This is a genomic window from Metapseudomonas resinovorans (assembly GCF_002003485.1).
Taxonomy (GTDB): Bacteria; Pseudomonadota; Gammaproteobacteria; order Pseudomonadales; family Pseudomonadaceae; genus Metapseudomonas; species Metapseudomonas resinovorans_D.
Genome location: NZ_BDMA01000001.1, coordinates 18,773 through 35,760, shown reverse-complemented (window position 1 = coordinate 35,760; position 16,988 = coordinate 18,773). Strand labels below are relative to the sequence as shown.

13 protein-coding genes are annotated in these 16,988 nt (G+C 64.5%); 3 read left to right on the top strand and 10 right to left on the bottom strand.

What is annotated here, in order from left to right; translation table 11 throughout:
• Positions 1-11 precede the first annotated feature (11 nt).
• Positions 12-647 (bottom strand): response regulator transcription factor, encoded by a 636-nt coding sequence (locus tag MnOB_RS00140; RefSeq protein WP_077520468.1) that lies wholly within the window; start codon positions 645-647, stop codon positions 12-14.
• Between the two features lie 163 nt (positions 648-810).
• Between MnOB_RS00140 and MnOB_RS00135 the strand changes: the two genes are divergently transcribed.
• Complete coding sequence (locus MnOB_RS00135; protein ID WP_077520466.1) at positions 811-2,007, top strand: EAL domain-containing response regulator; 1,197 nt, start codon at positions 811-813, stop codon at positions 2,005-2,007.
• On the opposite strand, the gene MnOB_RS00130 is transcribed toward MnOB_RS00135, so the two are convergent.
• On the bottom strand, positions 2,001-5,585 hold the full coding sequence (locus MnOB_RS00130) for an ATP-binding protein (RefSeq protein ID WP_107504013.1): 3,585 nt from the start codon (positions 5,583-5,585) through the stop codon (positions 2,001-2,003). The genes MnOB_RS00135 and MnOB_RS00130 overlap by 7 nt on opposite strands.
• Positions 5,586-6,085: 500 nt before the next feature.
• On the opposite strand from MnOB_RS00130, the gene MnOB_RS00125 reads away from it, so the two are divergent.
• The gene (locus MnOB_RS00125; RefSeq protein ID WP_077520873.1) at positions 6,086-6,718 is read left to right on the top strand and encodes a response regulator transcription factor; all 633 of its coding nucleotides are present in this window, start codon (positions 6,086-6,088) and stop codon (positions 6,716-6,718) included.
• A gap of 31 nt (positions 6,719-6,749) precedes the next feature.
• Here the strand turns inward: MnOB_RS00125 and MnOB_RS00120 are convergent, their stop codons facing one another.
• The 4 genes from MnOB_RS00120 to choX form a co-directional block, all read right to left on the bottom strand.
• Complete coding sequence (locus MnOB_RS00120; protein ID WP_077520461.1) at positions 6,750-7,229, bottom strand: thioesterase family protein; 480 nt, start codon at positions 7,227-7,229, stop codon at positions 6,750-6,752.
• A gap of 86 nt (positions 7,230-7,315) precedes the next feature.
• Complete coding sequence (locus tag MnOB_RS00115; protein WP_077520458.1) at positions 7,316-8,281, bottom strand: L-carnitine dehydrogenase; 966 nt, start codon at positions 8,279-8,281, stop codon at positions 7,316-7,318.
• 103 nt (positions 8,282-8,384) lie between these two features.
• Complete coding sequence (gene cdhC / locus MnOB_RS00110) at positions 8,385-9,269, bottom strand: 3-dehydrocarnitine:acetyl-CoA trimethylamine transferase CdhC (protein ID WP_077520455.1); 885 nt, start codon at positions 9,267-9,269, stop codon at positions 8,385-8,387.
• A 73-nt stretch (positions 9,270-9,342) separates the two neighbouring features.
• Positions 9,343-10,281 (bottom strand): choline ABC transporter substrate-binding protein, encoded by a 939-nt coding sequence (choX, locus tag MnOB_RS00105; RefSeq protein WP_077520452.1) that lies wholly within the window; start codon positions 10,279-10,281, stop codon positions 9,343-9,345.
• A 223-nt stretch (positions 10,282-10,504) separates the two neighbouring features.
• Between choX and MnOB_RS00100 the strand changes: the two genes are divergently transcribed.
• Positions 10,505-11,500: a GlxA family transcriptional regulator gene (locus tag MnOB_RS00100; RefSeq protein ID WP_077520449.1), complete on the top strand. Its 996-nt coding sequence runs from the start codon at positions 10,505-10,507 to the stop codon at positions 11,498-11,500.
• 276 nt (positions 11,501-11,776) lie between these two features.
• Here the strand turns inward: MnOB_RS00100 and MnOB_RS00095 are convergent, their stop codons facing one another.
• The 4 genes from MnOB_RS00095 to MnOB_RS00080 are packed head-to-tail and all read right to left on the bottom strand — an operon-like array spanning position 11,777 to position 16,903.
• Positions 11,777-11,998 carry a formate dehydrogenase subunit delta gene (locus MnOB_RS00095; RefSeq protein ID WP_077520446.1) on the bottom strand — a complete coding sequence of 74 codons (222 nt, stop codon included), beginning with the start codon at positions 11,996-11,998 and terminating at the stop codon, positions 11,777-11,779.
• The gene (gene fdhF, locus MnOB_RS00090; RefSeq protein WP_077520444.1) at positions 11,995-14,871 is read right to left on the bottom strand and encodes a formate dehydrogenase subunit alpha; all 2,877 of its coding nucleotides are present in this window, start codon (positions 14,869-14,871) and stop codon (positions 11,995-11,997) included. Before fdhF ends, MnOB_RS00095 begins: the two co-directional genes overlap by 4 nt.
• Complete coding sequence (locus MnOB_RS00085) at positions 14,868-16,427, bottom strand: formate dehydrogenase beta subunit (protein WP_077520442.1); 1,560 nt, start codon at positions 16,425-16,427, stop codon at positions 14,868-14,870. Before MnOB_RS00085 ends, fdhF begins: the two co-directional genes overlap by 4 nt.
• Complete coding sequence (locus MnOB_RS00080; protein WP_077520439.1) at positions 16,421-16,903, bottom strand: formate dehydrogenase subunit gamma; 483 nt, start codon at positions 16,901-16,903, stop codon at positions 16,421-16,423. The genes MnOB_RS00085 and MnOB_RS00080 overlap by 7 nt, the downstream gene beginning before the upstream one ends.
• Between the last annotated feature and the right edge of the window lie 85 nt (positions 16,904-16,988).

Below are 16,988 nucleotides of genomic sequence, written 5' to 3'. Positions count from 1 at the left end.
GGGAAGAAAGGTCAGCCCTCGGGTCGTTCGGCGAGGTCGTTGCGCCGGGCGAACTCGATCAGCTCCAGCAAGGACCCGAGGTTGAGCTTCTGCTGGATACGGGTCTTGTAGGTGCTGACGGTTTTGTTGCTGAGCAGCATGCGCTCGCCGATTTCCTTGTTCGTAAGCCCGGTCGCCAGGTACTGCAAGACCATCAGCTCCTGGTTGGACAATCTCTCTACCAGCTCGCTTTCGCTCAGCGCCGGTGCCTGGCTGCCGCTCATCGCAATGGACGGAAACACGGTGAATCCGGCGTTGATGGCGTTGATGGCCGTTAGCAGGTTCTGCAGGTCCTCTTCCTTGCTGACGAAGCCCTTTGCTCCCGCCTGGAGACAGCGCTGGGAAAAGCCCTCTGCCGACTGCGAAGTCAGCACCAGGACGTGGCTGTCGAGCCCCAGCGCCTGGATTCGCGAGATGACATTGAGGCCATCAAGGCGCGGGATGCCGATGTCCAGGATGACGATATCCGGCTCGTGTTGACGAATCATCTGCAAGGCATCGACGCCGTTGTCAGCCTCGCCGACGACCTCCATTCCGTTGCGCTCCAGCAACATGCGGACAGCCATACGGATCACTGGATGATCGTCGACGATCAGGGCACTTCTCATTGCAACCTCGAAAAAGGGGCCAGGCATCCATGACGCTGCACCCGAACTTGGCCAAAGCCGACACCCGATGAATTTTCCTACAACCACCTAGGACGCGTCTCCTAGCTGGGGGCGCGTGTCCCTAGGTAACTTGGCCGTTATCCCAACCACTGTCGAGCCCGCCATGAAGAACTTGAGCATTCTGGTGCTGGAAGACGAACCATTCCAGCGTCTGATCGCGGTAACCGCCCTTCGGCAACTGGGGCTCGAGAAAATCCACGAAGCGGCGGACGGCGCCAGCGCGCTGTCCTTGCTCGAAGCCTGCGGCGGAGTCGATATCGCCCTCTGCGACCTGCGCATGTCCGGCATGGATGGCGCCGCCTTTCTCCGCCATGCCAGCCAGGCCGGCGTCATCCGTTCGGTGATTCTCAGCAGCGAGGTGGGACCAGAGCTGCGCCAGGCGACCACCGCGATGATCCGTTGCCTTGGCCTGGATTTCCTCGGCGACCTCGGCAAGCCCTTCGACATGCAGCGTGCTGCCGACCTGCTCGAGCGCCATATCGCCCTTCCCACGCGGCCCGAAGCCCTCGTAGCAACGAATGCGCCGCCCAGCCTGGAGGAAATCCTCAGAGGCCTGGAACAGGGTGAGTTCGAACCCTATTTCCAGCCGAAGGTGTGCATGAGGAGCGGTGAGCTCCAGGGTGCTGAAGTCCTCGCCCGCTGGCGCCATCCACACCGAGGCGTGTTATCGCCCGGCCATTTCCTGCCAGCCATCGAGCATCACGGTCTGGTCGATTGCCTGTTCTGGCGGCTCCTCGAGCAAGGTCTGGAACTGCAGCAGGAACTCGGCCTCAGCGGGCGGCAGGTGAACCTCGCTTTCAATCTCCACCCACGACAGCTGAGCAATCTCGATATCGCCGAGCGTGTTGGCCAGGCCTTGGAATTGGTTGGGCTGCCAGGCTCCGGATTGACGTTCGAACTCACCGAAACCGGCCTGCTGGAAGCGCCAGCCGCCAGCCTGGAAAGCCTGGTCCGCCTGCGCCTGATGGGCTGCGGACTGGCCATGGATGACTTCGGCGCCGGCTATTCGTCGCTGGATCGCTTGTGTGAACTGCCCTTCAGCGAGGTCAAGCTGGACGCGGCATTCGTCCGCAAGCTGAATAACCAGCCGCGCAGCGGGGCGGTCATCCGCGGCGCCGTCGCCATGGCCGAGGCCATGGATCTGACGCTGGTGGTGGAAGGCGTGGAAACCACCGAGCAACGTGAGCGCCTGCTTTCGCTCGGCTGCAAGGTGGCACAGGGTTTCCTCTTTGCACGGCCGCTGGATCGCAACAGCTTCCGGGCGCTGCTGGCCGATCATGCGCACCCCGGACGTCACTGAGACTGGGCCAGCTCCGCCAGCAACGCACTCTCCAGCTCCAGCATCGCCCGCCGCAGCCCCTCCGCACCCGCACGCAGGTCCGAGGGTTGCGGCGCCGGTAGCTTGCATGTCCGTTCGAGGTCATTGCAGGCGTCGATCAGCGGGTCCGCGCGGATCACACGTGCGGCGCCTTTGAGGCGGTGGGCGAGTTCAGCCAGGGCAGGCGCATCATTCCTCCCGGCCAGTTCGGCCAAGGGCTCCAGATCCCGCCGATTGGTCTCCAGCAACTCGTTCACCAGATTGCGAACCAGAACCGCATCACCGCCAGTAAGCGGCGCCAGGGGAGACAGGTCGAACAGCGCATCACCTTTGGCTTCCTCCGCTGGGTCCGTTTCCCCCACGGCTTCGCCGCCCGACGCCCCCCAGAGCTTCTCTTCCAGCAGGTCGAGACCGATGGGCTTGATCAAGCAATCGTCCATGCCAGCTTGCAGGCCCCGCTCGATTTCTTCCGGCTGAGCATCGGCCGTCAGGCCGAGAATCAGGACCGGCGCACGCGGCCCCTGGCGCTCTTCGGCGCGGATCGCTTGAGTGAGGCTGGCGCCATTCATGAGCGGCATATGGCAATCGGTGGCGATCACATCGAACGGGTAGGCACGCCAGGCGGCAAGGGCCTCCACGCCATTCTCCACCGCGACCACTTCGTGTCCCAGGTAGGCCAGTTGCTGGGCGAGGATTTGCCGGTTCACCGGATGATCATCCACCACCAGCACCCGCAACCTGCGGCGCTGCTGTACGCGATCGGGAGAGGGCAACGCCGGCTCCTCGACCGGTTCGAGGCGGTGCAGGCGCAGCTCCAGGTCAATTCGCGTGCCCTGTCCAGGCGTGCTGGTCAGGTTCAGCCGGCCACCCATCATTTCGCAGAGGGAGCGGCTTATCACCAGTCCCAGGCCCGCGCCCTCGGTCTGCTGGTTGCCGCGCTCCACCTGGGCGAAGGGGCGGAACAGCCGGCCTTGCTCCTCCAGCGAGATACCGATGCCCGTGTCTTCGACCCCCAGGTGGACGCGCAGCATTTCACCCTCCAGCGCCTCACCGCGGATGTGCACGCGAACGCTGCCCTCGCGGGTGAACTTGATCGCGTTGCTGACCAGGTTGGAAAGGATCTGCTTGAAGCGCAGCGAGTCCACCAGGACGTCGCCCTGGATACTGGAATCGATATCCAGCAGCAGGCTCAGGCGCTTCTGCCGTGCCAGCCCATCGAACACCCGTGCCACCGATTCCACCAGTTCGCGCAGGTTGGCCCGCTGCGGTGCCAGGCTGAGCCGGCCCGATTCGATACGGGCGATGTCGAGGATGTCACCGAGCAGCGCCAGCAGGCTGCGTGCCGAGCCGTAGGCCACTTCAATGCTGGAGCGGTCGATGGGCTGGTCGGCGGCACGCTTCAGCGCCAGCTCGAGGATTCCGATCACAGCGTTCATCGGCGTGCGGATTTCGTGGCTCATGGTCGCCAGGAAGGTGGTCTTGGCCCGGCTGGCCTCGTCCGCCAGGTTCTTCGCCGATTCCAGCTCCTGCACCAGATGACGGTGCTCGGTGATGTCGAGCCAGCCGCAGATCACGCCTTTGACCTTGCCGGAGGAGTCCTGGAAAGGTTGGATCCAGTGATCGATCCACAGGCTCTTGCCACCGAGACGAACGTGGTGGACGCCCTTGATCATCCGCCCTTCCGCCATCGCCTGGAGGTAGAGCCGATGGAACTCCGGCGCAGCCTCGAAAACGTCTCCAGGCAGTTCCATCGGAGTGAGTCCACGCACCTGATCCGCTGCCAGTCCCAGGCTCGTCGAATAGCTGCGGTTGCACGATAGCAGCCGCCCTTCGGTATCCCGCACATAAAGCGGCGGCGGCATGCTGTCGGTCAAGGTTTCGATGAAGCGCAGTTCGTCGCTGAGCTGACGCTCGGCCGTCTTCCGCCGCCGCACTTCGCGACGCAGGTGCAGGACCCAGGCGAACACGAGCAGCAGCAGCAGGGACGCACCGATGAGGATGCGCTGAATCAGCGCGCTGTAGTCGCGCCAGATCTGCGGGCTCATGGCCCGGCTACCGCGCCAACGATTCGATGCTGCGTTCAGTTCGTCCGGCGAAATACTGGCCAGGGCCTTCTCGATGATCGAGTACAACTCGGTATCGGCGCGGCGCACGGCGAAGTTGGCATGCGCCGTGTCGATGGGCGGCAGTGCCGCGATCTTCAGTTTGTTTTCGAACAGGGGCACGGTGTAGTACTGCGCCACCGGCATCGCCACCAAGGCGAAGTCCGCTTCGCCGGAACGCACCCTATTCATGGCGTCCAGAGAGGAGGCGGCATCGATAAACTGCATCTCGGGATAGATCTGCCGGATTTGCTCCCGGGCCACGTTGCCGCGGCTAAGGGCGAGGCGCTGCCCCCTCTCACCGATCGACGTGACTTGGCCCTCGTCGCCCATAGGCGCCACCAACACGAAGGGGCTGGTAGAGATCGGACGGGTGAAGCGCAGCTGGCTTTCCCGCTCCTTGCTCGGCGTCAGGATGGCCAGGTCCGCGTCACCCTCTTCCAGATCCTCGAGTTGGCGGGCGGGGCCACCGGTACGACTGACTGCTTCGAAACGCAATCCCGTGCGCACCGAGACCATTTCCAGCAGGTCCGCCACACCACCACGTAGCTGCCCACTGTCGTCGAAGTACGCCAGCGGTGCCTTGTCGTCATCGATCACCAGGCGCACCACCGGATGGGATTGAATCCAGCGCGCTTCCTCAGGTGTGAGCGGCTGCAGGTCGCGTACGGGAATCACACCAACACCCATCCAGCGCCGGGATATCTCGTCAAGGCGCGCGCGACCCACCGCCCTCAGGGACGCGTCGAGGCCGCGCAACAGGCGCTGGTCCTGCTCCCGCACGATGAACGCGACGCCGACATCCGGCTGGTCGACGAAGCGATCGAACCTGGCCATGCCATAGAAGTTGCTATTGAGCTGGTAATAAACCGGCAGCAAGTCGCCCAGCAGCAGATCGGCCTCCCCGAACGCGACCGCCGCCAAGCCATCCTCCACCGACCGGGCGACCACCTGCCGCGCACCGGGATAGCGTTGGCCGAGCGCCTGGTCATGCCCCGGCACCAGGGCGACGGTAACGCCAGCGAGGTCCTGCGGGAAGTCGCGCTGGTCGTCATAGCGGCGGAACAGCGCCAGCCGATCAGTCGCAATGGGCACGCTGCGAACGACACTCTGGCCGGCACCGTCCTGGCCATCGCCAATCAGCAGGTCGATCTCGCCGGCGACCAGGGCCTGCAGCAGGGCCGGCCGGTCGGGGTACCGACGCAGCCTGATCTGCATGCCGAGCAATTGCTGGACCAGTGCCACGGCGTCGGCCGCGATGCCTTCGTAGCCGCCATCACGCCCGATGATTTCCAGGGGCGCGAACTCTCCACCCGTGACGCCCAGCACCAGTTCGCGCTTCTGCCGTAGCCAGTGCCAGTCCTCCTCGCTGATCAACAGTTCCTGCTGATCGACCACCAGTTGGCTGGAAAGGGTCAATGGGCGGGCATCCTCGCCAGCGTAGGCAGTCCCCACCATGAGAAGCCAGAAGAAGTGCAGGACTGCTCTGGAAAGGAAATTACGGATCACCTGGCCGGTCCGCCTCGCAGAATTGAATGAACAGAACATTAGTTGAAAGAGGGCACTTTTTTCGGGGCGACCTACACGCCAAGAAGTCTGCCTACAGACTCTGTAGGAAACTTCCTAAACGTCCAATCAACAGAAAAACCGCCAATATACTTCCGCCCCTGAACATTCACCTGCTACTTGGGACACCCGAAAACAGTACGGGCAAGTCTCAGAAAAAGGTGAAAGTTAGTACGAAGTTATCAGATCGGTCTGAAGGATAAGTTGCCGAGATTCTGAATAGGATTTCCGTTAAAGCCAACTTGGCATTCTCACGCCGGTCGAAACGCACCCCGATTTCAATGGGCCGGCGTGGCCATCCACATCTTCGATAGCCCCCATGCTCAACGGCAATTCCCGAAGGCCTGTGAGCGCTCCGTACTCATTGGAAACCTGACATGGAGAACCAACAGATGAACAAGGTACTGCTGATCGACAATCAGTCCATGATCCGATTTGCAACTCGTGTACTGCTGGAGCGAGAGGACTATGAAGTGATCGGTGAGACCGAGAGCGGCGTGGAAGGCCTGAGCATGGCGCGTTCGCTGCGACCCGACCTGGTGATACTGGATATCGCCATCCCCAAGCTCGACGGCCTGGAAGTCCTGGGCCGACTCAGCAGCATGGACGCCAACCTCAAACTGCTGGTGCTGACCTCGCTGCCAGCCTCGCTGTACGCCAACCGCTGCCTGCAGGCGGGCGCTACCGGCTACATGTCCAAGCAGGAGCAGGCGGTCAGTCTGGTCTCGGCTGTGCGCTCGGTACTGTCCGGGTACAGCCTGTTTCCCAGCACGGTGCACCTGCCGGATACCTCGCAGCGGGGCGAGTGCAGCGACAGCCATCTGCTGGACACGCTGTCCGACCGCGAACTGGCGGTCCTGCAGAATCTGGCCAATGGCAAGAACAATCAGGAAATCGCCAAGCAGCTGTTCATCAGCCACAAGACGGTCAGTACTTACAAATCCCGTTTGATGGACAAGCTGAAGACCCGCAACCAGGTCGACCTGATCGACTTCGCTCGCCGCTATGTGGTGCCCACCCCCTGAGGAACGCGCACCAAAAGAAAATGCCGCCGCCTCAGCGGGGCGGCGGCAGCCCGATCACACACCCCACATGCCGGGGTCGCGGCAGTTCGCGATGAGCCGCCGACACGGCCTCTACCTTCGCCGCCACCGGCGCAGCGAAGACCGCCGAGCGCGATGTATCGGCAGCCACGTTCATCAACATCTGCTCGCTGGCCGCCAGCAACTCCTCTCCCCCCTTCAGATATAACCCGTGGTGGATATGCAGCCGCTTGGCATCATGGTCGAGCAGCTGGGTACGCACCTCCACTTCGGCTCCCAGCTTCACCTCGGCCAGGTAGTTGAGGTGGCACTCCAGGGTGAACAGCGTGTGGCCCGTGGACGCACGCCCCTGTTCGTCGAGGCCGATCTCGTCCATCAGGGCATCGGTGGCGTAGCTGAAGATCAGCAGGTAGAACGCATCCCGCAGATGGCCGTTGTAGTCCACCCAGTCGGGAAGGACGGCAGTGCGGTAGGTGGTGAGGGCGTGGCCCATTAGAAAACTCCCAGCAATGCGCCCTCTCCCCAACCCTCTCCCTGAAGGGAGAGGGGGCCGGCTCGGAGTGGCGGGAAGGTTTGAGGTTAGTCGGCGAAAGCGAAGCCGTGATTGGCCTTGGTGTCCTTGATGGCACCGAGCACCGCCAGCAGGCAGTCGTCGCGATAGCGTTCCAGCTCGGCAATGCTACGTGAACCCTGCTGCTCGGAGGTGCCCTCCACTACCCGGTCGATCAGGGTGTCAGTCAGCTCCGGCGCCGGCAGGTAGGTCCACGGCAGCTGCAACGCCGGGCCGAACTGGGCCATGAAGTGCCGCATACCGGCGTTGCCGCCTGCCAGTGTGTAGGTCAGGAAAGTCCCCATGAATGACCAGCGCAGGCCGGCGCCGAAGCGGATGGCGTCATCGATCTCGCCGGTGCTGGCGACGCCATCGTTCACCAGGTGCAGCGCTTCGCGCCAGAGGGCTTCGAGCAGCCGGTCCGCGATGAAGCCCGGCACTTCCTTGCGCACATGCAGCGGGCGCATGCCCAGCGCGGTGTAGATTTCGATGGCGGCCTGGACTGCCTCCGGCGCGGTCTTCTCGCCGCCCACCACTTCCACCAGTGGCAGCAGATAGACCGGGTTGAACGGGTGGCCGACCACGCAGCGTTCCGGGTGCACGGCGTCTGCGTAGAACTCGCTGGGCAGCAGGCCCGAGGTGCTGGAACCGATGATCACATCCGGCCGTGCGGCAGCGCTGATCTTCGCGTGCAGATCGAGCTTGAGGTCAAGTCGTTCCGGCGCGCTTTCCTGGATGAAGTCGGCGTCCCGCACGCACTCCTCGATGGTCGCGACGAAGCGCAGACGCTCCTGCGAAGCACCAGGGGCCAGGCCCTGCTTCTGCAGCGCCGGCCAGGCATTGGCGATGCGTGCACGCAGTGCGGCCTCGGCGCCGGGTGCCGGGTCCCAGGCGATGACGTCGAGTCCGTGGGCCAGCGCGCGGGCGATCCAGCCGCTGCCGATGACGCCGCTGCCGAGGGCGGCGAAGGTCTTGATCTGGGTGACGAAGGACATGGTGGCTCCTGGTGGGCGAATGAATGGCGAGTTGGGGAAGGCCAGGTGCAATCCGGCTGCCCTCACCCCCGGCCCCTCTCCCGGAGGGAGAGGGGAGAAAGCATCAGCGCGGCTTGAGGTTCATCTTCTTGCGCCCCTCGGCCGGGGTCAGGGCGCGGCCGCCGAGGCGTTCGATGATCTCGATGGACCGCTCCACCAACTGGCCATTGCTGGCGTGCACACCGCGGTCGAGCCAGATGTTGTCTTCCAGGCCTACCCGCACGTTGCCGCCCAGCAGCATGGCCTGGGCGACCATGGGCATCTGCATGCGGCCGATACCGAAGCCGGCCCAAGTGCAGCCAGCGGGGAGGTTGTCGGCCATGGCCTTCATGGTGGTGGTGTCAGCCGGCGCGCCCCACGGAATCCCCAGGCAGATCTGGAACAGCGGGTCTTCCAGCAGGCCCTCCTTGAGCATCTGCTTGGCAAACCAGAGGTGGCCGGTGTCGAAGATTTCCAGCTCGGCCTTCACGCCCAGCTCAGTGATGCGCTTGGCACCGGCGCGCAGCTGCGCCGGGGTGGAGACGTAGATGAAGTCGCCATCGCCGAAGTTCAGGGTGCCGCAGTCCAGGGTGCATATTTCCGGCAGCAGCTCTTCCACATGGGCCAGCCGCTCCAGCGGCCCGACCAGGTCGGTACCGGTGCCGAATTCCAAGGGCTGCTCGCCCTTGCCGATTTCCAGGTCACCGCCCATGCCGGCAGTGAGGTTGATGATGATGTCGGTGTCGCTCTCGCGGATACGTTCCACCAGCTCCCGGTACAGCGCCACATCACGGCTCGGCTTGCCGGTCTTCGGATCGCGCACATGGCAGTGGGCGACGGTGGCGCCGGCCTTGGCGGCTTCGATGGCGGCGGCGGCGATTTCCTTCGGGGTGACGGGAATGGCCGGGTGTTTGCCGACGGTATCGCCGGCGCCGGTAACGGCACAGGTGACGATGACTTCGTAGTTCACGGTTGTTTCATCCTTCTGCGAGGCGATCGGAAACCGTGCGCGGGCAGGCCCGCGCACTGGGCGTTGCGTTGAGTTACTTCAGCGAAGCGAGGGCGCTGTCGATACCGCTCTTGCCGTCGAAGGTGGTGACCCCGGCAAGCCAGCCCTTGACCACTTCCGGGTTGGCTTTCAGCCACTCACGGGCGACCTTGGCGGGGTCCTGCCGCTCCATGATCGGCTGCATCAGCTCAGCCTCCTGCGCGCTGGTGAAGCGCAGGTTGGCCAGAAGGCGATCGGCATTGGGGCAACGCTGGGCGAAGTCCGGAGCGGTAACGGTGGAGACCGTGGCGGCGCCATCGTTGGGGCCGAACACATCCTCGCTACCGGTGAGATAGGTGATGGGCATCTGGATGTTCATCGGATGTGGTTTCCAGCCGAAGAACACCACCGGTTTGTTGTTCTTCACCGCCCGCTTGACCGCCGTGAGCATGGCCGCCTCGCTGGATTCGATCAGTTTGAAGCCGCCCAGGCCGAACTGATTGGTGTCGATCATCTTCTGGATCGCGGTGTTGGCACCGGAACCGGATTCGATGCCGTAGATCTTGCCGTCCAACTGGTCCTTGAATTTCGCGATATCGGCGAAGGTGCGCAGGCCCTGCTCGGCGGTGTAGGTAGGAACGGCGAGTACGGCGATGGCGTCATTGAGTGACGGCTCGGCGGCGACCTTGACCGATTTGGATTCCAGGAATGGCTTGATGTTGTCATCCATGATCGGCTTCCAGTAGCCGAGGAAGACGTCGATCTGTTTCTTCTGGATGCCAGCGAAGATGATCTGCTGTGACGCCTGGGTCTGGGTGGTCTGGTACCCCAGGCTGCCGAGCAGTTCGTTGGCAACGGCGGTGGTGGCGACGACGTCGGTCCAGCCGACCACGCCCACGCGGATCTTCTGGCAACTGGCGTCTTCGGCGGCGAATGCGGCGGAACTGGAGAGGGCGAACAAACAGCAACCAGCGAATGCGGTAAGACGTTTCATTGATGCTCCCCTTGCGGCCATACGGTTTGTATTTGTTGTGCAGGAGCCGGGGGCGACTCCATCCGTTTTCGGGCGCCACTACAACCCGATGAACACAAATTACGCAGCGTTGCGTCCGTCGATTCGAACTAAAACGACTACCTGTTGAACAGGAACGACCACCTTTCTTGCGCTCTTAGGGCCATTCCCTTTTAGTGGGTTATCCCATGCGCGGAAACCGACCATGTCCCAGACTTTCAGCTTCCTCCTGCTGCCTGGCTTCTCGATGATGGGACTGATGTCGGCGGTGGAACCCTTGCGCGTGGCCAACCGCTTTCGCGGTGAGCTGTACCGCTGGCGGCTACTCAGTCTGGACGGGGGCCCGGTGGCGGGCAGCAATGGCATGTCGCTGAACGTCGACGCTGGGCTGGAGACTCCGCCGGAAGGGGATTGCCTATTCGTGGTGGCCGGCTTCGATCCGCTGGCCAGCTTCGGTCCGCGCCTGGCCCACTGGCTCAACCGTGCGGAACACGACGGGTTGCTGTTGGGTGGGATAGATACCGGCAGCTTCGTGCTCGCCGAAGCCGAGCTGTTCAGCCGGCAGCGATTGACCTTGCACTGGGAAGCCATCGAAGCCTTCCAGGAGCGCTACCCGGCACTCAGCGTCACCCAGGAGCTCTTCGAGATCGACGGACGACGCATCACCAGTGCCGGCGGCACCGCAAGCCTAGACCTGATGCTCACCCTCATCGCCCGCAGCCATGGCGAAGCCCTGGCGCTGCAGGTTTCCGAGCAGTTCGTGCTGGGCCGCATCCGCACCCAGCAGGACCACCAGCGCATGCAGGTCGCCAGCCGCTTCAATGTGCACAACAAGAAACTGGTGCAGGTAATCGGCGAGATGCAACGGCACAGCGAGGCACCCCTGAGCTCGCGGGAGCTGGCCGAACGGGTGAACGTCACGCCGCGCCAACTGGAGCGGTTGTTCCGCCTGCACCTGAAGGAAACACCGTCGAACTTTTACCTCGGCCTGCGCCTTGAGAAGGCACGGCAGCTGTTGCGCCAGACCGACATGAGCGTGCTGGAGGTGGCGCTGGCCTGCGGGTTCGAGTCCTCGTCCTACTTCTCTCGCGCCTACCGCGCGCGCTTCAACACCTGCCCGAGCCAGGACCGGCATGAGCATCCGGATCAAGAACCTGTAGGGGCGAATTCATTCGCCAAGCAGGCCGTAGGTCTGCCCTGAAGCCTTGCAGGGGGCAGCTGAGCTGCCCTTGGCGAATGAATTCGCCCCTACAGGCATTCGTACCCGCAAGGCCCACCAATATCCGCCAGAGAGATGTCCCAGCGCGGCAGACCAGGTGAACCGAGGGCTCGTGGGGGCACTGGTTTGTTGTAGGGGCGAATTCATTCGCCAAGCAGGCCGCAGGTCTGCCCTGAAGCCTTGCATGGGGGCAGCTGAGCTGCCCTTGGCGAATGAATTCGCCCCTACAGCATTCGCGCCTGCAAGCCCTGAGCAGGGCTAAACCGCCCTCCCCTGCTCCGCCAGCGCCTGCTGCACCAGGGGGTGCAGACATTCGCCGTGATGCTCCACTTGCCAGGCCATCAGCTCGATGCGCATGGCCGGCGTCCAGAAGCTCTGCAGGTGCGTACGCACCCCCTTCACGGCCTGCTCCTTGTCCGGCTCGGAGGCGAAGAACTGGGCGATCTGGTTGGCCATCTTGATCAGGTTGTCGGTGCTCATCGGCGTACCTCGACTTTTTCGGTCCTGCGGCGGTCCTTGAGCAGGCGCCGCTGTTCGTCACTGAACTCTTGATAGCGTTTTTGCCATTCGGAAGGGTGGTAGACCCGCGTCACCTCCACCGCCGTCACCTTGTATTCCGGGCAGTTGGTGGCCCAGTCGGAGTTGTCGGTGGTGATCACGTTGGCCCCCGATTCGGGGAAGTGGAAGGTGGTGTACACCACCCCCGGCGCCACTCGCTCGCTGACCTTGGCGCGCAGCACCGTCTGTCCGGCGCGGCTGCCCACGCCCACCCAATCGCCCTCGTTGATGCCCCGGCTCTCGGCATCGGTCGGGTGGATCTCCAGGCGGTCCTCTTCATGCCAGGCAACGTTGTCGGTGCGCCGGGTCTGGGCGCCGACGTTGTACTGGCTGAGGATGCGGCCGGTGGTCAACAGCAGCGGATAGCGGTTGTTGACCTTCTCTTCCGTAGGCACGTAGCCAGTGAGCATGAAGCGCCCCTTGCCCCGCACGAATTCCTCGATGTGCATGGTCGGCGTGCCATCCGGCGCGGCGTCGTTGCAGGGCCATTGCAGGCTGCCGTGACGATCCAGCTCGGCGTAGCTGACGCGGGTGAAGGTCGGGGTCAGGCTGGCGATCTCGTCCATGATCTGGGACGGGTGCTTGTAGTCCATCTTGTAGCCGAGGGCGTTGGCCAGCAGCTGCGTCGCCTCCCAGTCGGCCTTGCCGCCCAGCGGGTCCATCACCTTGCGTACGCGGGAGATACGCCGCTCGGCGTTGGTGAAGGTGCCGTCTTTTTCCAGGAACGAGCTGCCCGGCAGGAAGACGTGGGCGAACTTGGCGGTTTCGTTGAGGAAGATGTCCTGCACCACCACGCACTCCATGGCCGACAGGGCGGCGGTGACGTGCTGGGTGTTGGGGTCGCTCTGGGCGATGTCCTCGCCCTGGCAGTAGAGCGCCTTGAAGGTGCCGCCGAGCGCCGCCTCGAACATGTTGGGAATGCGCAGGCCCGGATCAGGCAGCAGGGTAACGCCCCAGGCCTGTTCGAACTGGTGGCGCACCGCGTCGTTGGAGACATGGCGATAGCCGGGCAGTTCATGGGGGAAGGAACCCATGTCGCAGGAGCCCTGCACGTTGTTCTGGCCACGCAGCGGGTTCACCCCGACGCCCTCGCGGCCGATGTTGCCGGTGGCCATGGCGAGGTTGGCGATGCCCATTACCGACGTGCTGCCCTGGCTGTGCTCGGTCACGCCCAGGCCGTAGTAGATGGCCGCGTTGCCGCCGGTGGCGTAGAGCCGCGCAGCGGCGCGGATGTCGTCAGGCGACACTCCACAGATCGGCCCCATGGCCTCGGGGGAGTTTTCCGGCAGGCTGACGAAATCGCGCCAGCGGGCGAAGTCAGTCGCTTCGCAGCGGGCGTCGACGAAGTCCTGTTTGACCAGGCCTTCGGTGACGATCACGTGGGCGAGGGCGTTGAGCATGGCCACGTTGGTGCCCGGTCGCAGCGCCAGGTGCAGGTCGGCGCGGGCGTGGGGCGAATCCACCAGGTCGATACGGCGCGGGTCGATGACGATCAACCGCGCGCCCTCGCGCAGGCGGCGCTTGAGCTGGGAGCCGAACACCGGGTGGGCGTCGGTGGGGTTGGCGCCAATCACCAGTACTACGTCGGCCTGCATCACCGAGTCGAAGCTCTGGGTGCCAGCGGATTCTCCGAGCGTCTGCTTGAGACCGTAACCGGTGGGCGAGTGGCAGACACGGGCGCAGGTGTCGACGTTGTTATTGCCGAAGCCGGCGCGCACCAGCTTCTGCACCAGGTAGGTCTCTTCGTTGGTGCAGCGGCTGGAGGTGATGCCGCCGATGGAGTCGCGCCCGTACTTGAGCTGGATGCGACGGAATTCACTGGCCGCGTAGTTCACCGCTTCTTCCCAGCTGACTTCCTGCCAGGGATCTTCGATGTGCTTGCGGATCATCGGTTTGGTGATGCGGTCCGGGTGGGTCGCATAACCCCAGGCGAAGCGGCCTTTCACGCAGGAGTGACCGTGGTTCGCCTGGCCGTTCTTGTCCGGAACCATGCGCACCAGTTGGTCGCCCTTCATTTCGGCGCGGAAGGAACAGCCGACACCGCAGTAGGCACAGGTGGTGATGACGCTGCGTTCCGGCTGGCCGAGTTCGACCACGCTCTTTTCCATCAGGGTGGCGGTCGGGCAGGCCTGTACACAGGCGCCACAGGACACGCATTCGGAGTCGAGGAAGTTCTCGCCACCGGCCGCCGCCACGCGGGACTCGAAACCACGGCCGCTGATGGTCAGGGCAAAGGTGCCCTGGGTCTCCTCGCAGGCGCGCACGCAGCGGTTGCAGACGATGCACTTGCTCGGGTCGTAGTCGAAATAGGGGTTGGAGACGTCCTTCTGCTCATCCAGGTGATTGGCGCCGTCGTAGCCGTAGCGCACCTCGCGCAGGCCCACCTGGCCGGCGACGGTCTGCAGTTCGCAGTTGCCGTTGGCCGAGCAGGTCAGGCAGTCCAGCGGGTGGTCGGAGATATACAGCTCCATCACGTTGCGGCGCAGGGTGGCGAGCTTGGGCGTCTGGGTGTGGACCACCATGCCTTCGGTCACAGGCGTGGTACAGGAGGCCGGATAGCCACGCATGCCGTCGATCTCGACCAGGCACATGCGGCAGGAACCGAAGGCTTCCAGGCTGTCGGTGGCGCACAGCTTGGGAATGGTGGTGCCGAGCAGCGCGGCGGCACGCATGACCGAGGTGCCGGCCGGCACGCTGATCTCACGACCGTCGATGCTCAGGCTGACCTGCACCTCGCTTTCGCGGGCCGGGGTGCCGAGATCGATATCGCTGGCGGGATCGAAGATGTTGATCATTGGTCGGCCTCCACGGGCTCAAGACCGAAGTCGGCAGGGAAGTGCTTGAGCGCGCTGGTCACCGGGAAGGCGGTCATGCCACCCAGGGCGCAGAGCGAGCCGTACGTCATCGTGTCGCAGAGGTCCCTGAGTAGCAGGGCCTGCTCTTCGCGGGCGGTGATGTCCGTGGCGGCGATCAGCCGGTCCACCACTTCCACGCCGCGCGTCGAGCCAATGCGGCATGGCGTGCACTTGCCGCAGGACTCCTCAGCGCAGAACTCCAGGGCGAAGCGGGCCATATGGGCCATGTCCAGGGTGTCGTCGGCCACCACCACGCCACCGTGACCGAGCATCGCGCCCATGGCGGCGAAGGCCTCGTAGTCCAGCGGCGTATCGAATTGCGACGGGGGCACCCAGGCGCCCAGCGGGCCGCCCACCTGCGCGGCCTTCAGCGGGCGGCCACTGGCAGTGCCAGCGCCATAGCCTTCCACCAGCTCGCGCAGGGTCAGGCCGAAGGCGCGCTCCACGAGGCCGCCGTGACGGATATTGCCGGCCAGCTGGAAGGGCATGGTGCCCAGCGAGCGGCCCATGCCGAAGTCGCGGTAGAACTGCGCACCACGGGCGAGGATGACCGGCACCGAGGCCAGGGTCAGCACGTTGTGGACCAGCGTCGGCAGGCCGAACAGGCCCTGCAGCGCCGGCAGCGGTGGCTTGGCACGGACCACGCCGCGCTTGCCTTCGAGCGAGTCCAGCAGAGCGGTTTCTTCGCCGCAGATGTAGGCACCGGCACCGACACGGACTTCCAGGTCGAACGCCAGGCCACTGCCACCGACGTTGGCGCCGAGGTAGCCGGCCTCACGGGCGATCTCGATGGCCGCGCGCAGGTTATCCACCGACTGCGGGTACTCGGAGCGCACGTAGATGTAGCCCATGGTGGCGCCAACGGCGCGGCCGGCGATGGCCATGCCCTCGATCAGCAGGAAGGGGTCGCCCTCCATCAGCATGCGGTCGGCGAAGGTGCCGGAGTCGCCTTCGTCGGCGTTGCAGACCACGTACTTCTGCGAGGAGGCGGCGCCACGCACGGTGCGCCACTTGATGCCTGCCGGGAAGGCCGCACCGCCCCGACCACGCAGGCCGGAATCCAGCACGGCGGTGACGACGTCATCGCCGCTCAAACCAATCGCGCGCGCCAGCCCTTCGAAACCGCCGTGGGCGCGGTAGTCATCCAGGGACAGCGGCCGGGTGATGCCGGCGCGGGCGAAGAGCAGCCGTTGCTGGCTCTTCAGGTACGGCAGTTCCTCCACCGGCCCCAGGGCCAGCGGATGGGTACTGGCATCGCCCTGCAGGGCGTCCAGCAGCGAGGGCACATCCTCGGGTGCAATCGGACCGAAGCCCAGGCGCCCTTCGGCGCTATCCAGCTCCAGCAGCGGTTCCAGCCAGTAGAGGCCACGGGAACTGGTGCGCCGGATGTCCAGTGGCAGCTTGCGCTGTTCGGCTTCACGGGCGAGCGCCGTTGCCACATCGTCCGCGCCGACGGCACGGGCGACGGAATCACAGGAGATGCACAGCGTCAGCATGAACCGTCCTCCAGGCAGCCTTTCACCAGCGCACTCAGGCGCTCCGGGGTGAGGCGCGCGTGCAGGCGGCCGTCCAGCTCCAGGGCGGGCGAACAGGCGCAGGCGCCCAGGCAGTAGACCGGCCGCAGGCTGATCTGGCCGTCGGCACTGGTGCCGTGGTCATCCAGCTCCAGTTGCTCGCGCAACTGCGCGGCGAGGCGCTCGGCGCCCATGCTCTGGCAGGACTCGGCACGGCACAGGCGCAGGGTATGGCTCGCCGGCGGTGTGGTACGGAAATCGTGGTAGAAGCTGATCACCCCACGCACCTCAGCCAGGCTGAGGTTCAGGGCGTGGGCGATTTCGGGAATGGCGACGACTGGGATGTAACCCGCGCCTTCCTGGATGGCGTGAAGGATCGGCAGCAGGGCACCAGGGGTGTCCTTCTCGCGCTCCAGCACGCTATGGATCAGAGGCAGGTGAAGCGTCTCATCGGGCATACAGCGTTCCTCTGCTTCGCGGACGACAGGGCAGTGCCGTTCATCGTCCGGAGGTCTCGGCTGCGGCTCACTCACCACGTCACGG

Excerpts from the sequence above, each read along its gene's own strand:
- MnOB_RS00140 (WP_077520468.1), bottom strand. The coding sequence starts at position 647 with ATGAGAAGTGCCCTGATCGTCGACGATCATCCAGTGATCCGTATGGCT.
- MnOB_RS00135 (WP_077520466.1), top strand. The coding sequence starts at position 811 with ATGAAGAACTTGAGCATTCTGGTGCTGGAAGACGAACCATTCCAGCGT.
- MnOB_RS00130 (WP_107504013.1), bottom strand. The coding sequence starts at position 5,585 with ATGGTGGGGACTGCCTACGCTGGCGAGGATGCCCGCCCATTGACCCTT.
- MnOB_RS00125 (WP_077520873.1), top strand. The coding sequence starts at position 6,086 with ATGAACAAGGTACTGCTGATCGACAATCAGTCCATGATCCGATTTGCA.
- MnOB_RS00120 (WP_077520461.1), bottom strand. The coding sequence starts at position 7,229 with ATGGGCCACGCCCTCACCACCTACCGCACTGCCGTCCTTCCCGACTGG.
- MnOB_RS00115 (WP_077520458.1), bottom strand. The coding sequence starts at position 8,281 with ATGTCCTTCGTCACCCAGATCAAGACCTTCGCCGCCCTCGGCAGCGGC.
- choX (WP_077520452.1), bottom strand. The coding sequence starts at position 10,281 with ATGAAACGTCTTACCGCATTCGCTGGTTGCTGTTTGTTCGCCCTCTCC.
- MnOB_RS00100 (WP_077520449.1), top strand. The coding sequence starts at position 10,505 with ATGTCCCAGACTTTCAGCTTCCTCCTGCTGCCTGGCTTCTCGATGATG.
- MnOB_RS00095 (WP_077520446.1), bottom strand. The coding sequence starts at position 11,998 with ATGAGCACCGACAACCTGATCAAGATGGCCAACCAGATCGCCCAGTTC.
- fdhF (WP_077520444.1), bottom strand. The coding sequence starts at position 14,871 with ATGATCAACATCTTCGATCCCGCCAGCGATATCGATCTCGGCACCCCG.
- MnOB_RS00085 (WP_077520442.1), bottom strand. The coding sequence starts at position 16,427 with ATGCTGACGCTGTGCATCTCCTGTGATTCCGTCGCCCGTGCCGTCGGC.
- MnOB_RS00080 (WP_077520439.1), bottom strand. The coding sequence starts at position 16,903 with ATGCCCGATGAGACGCTTCACCTGCCTCTGATCCATAGCGTGCTGGAG.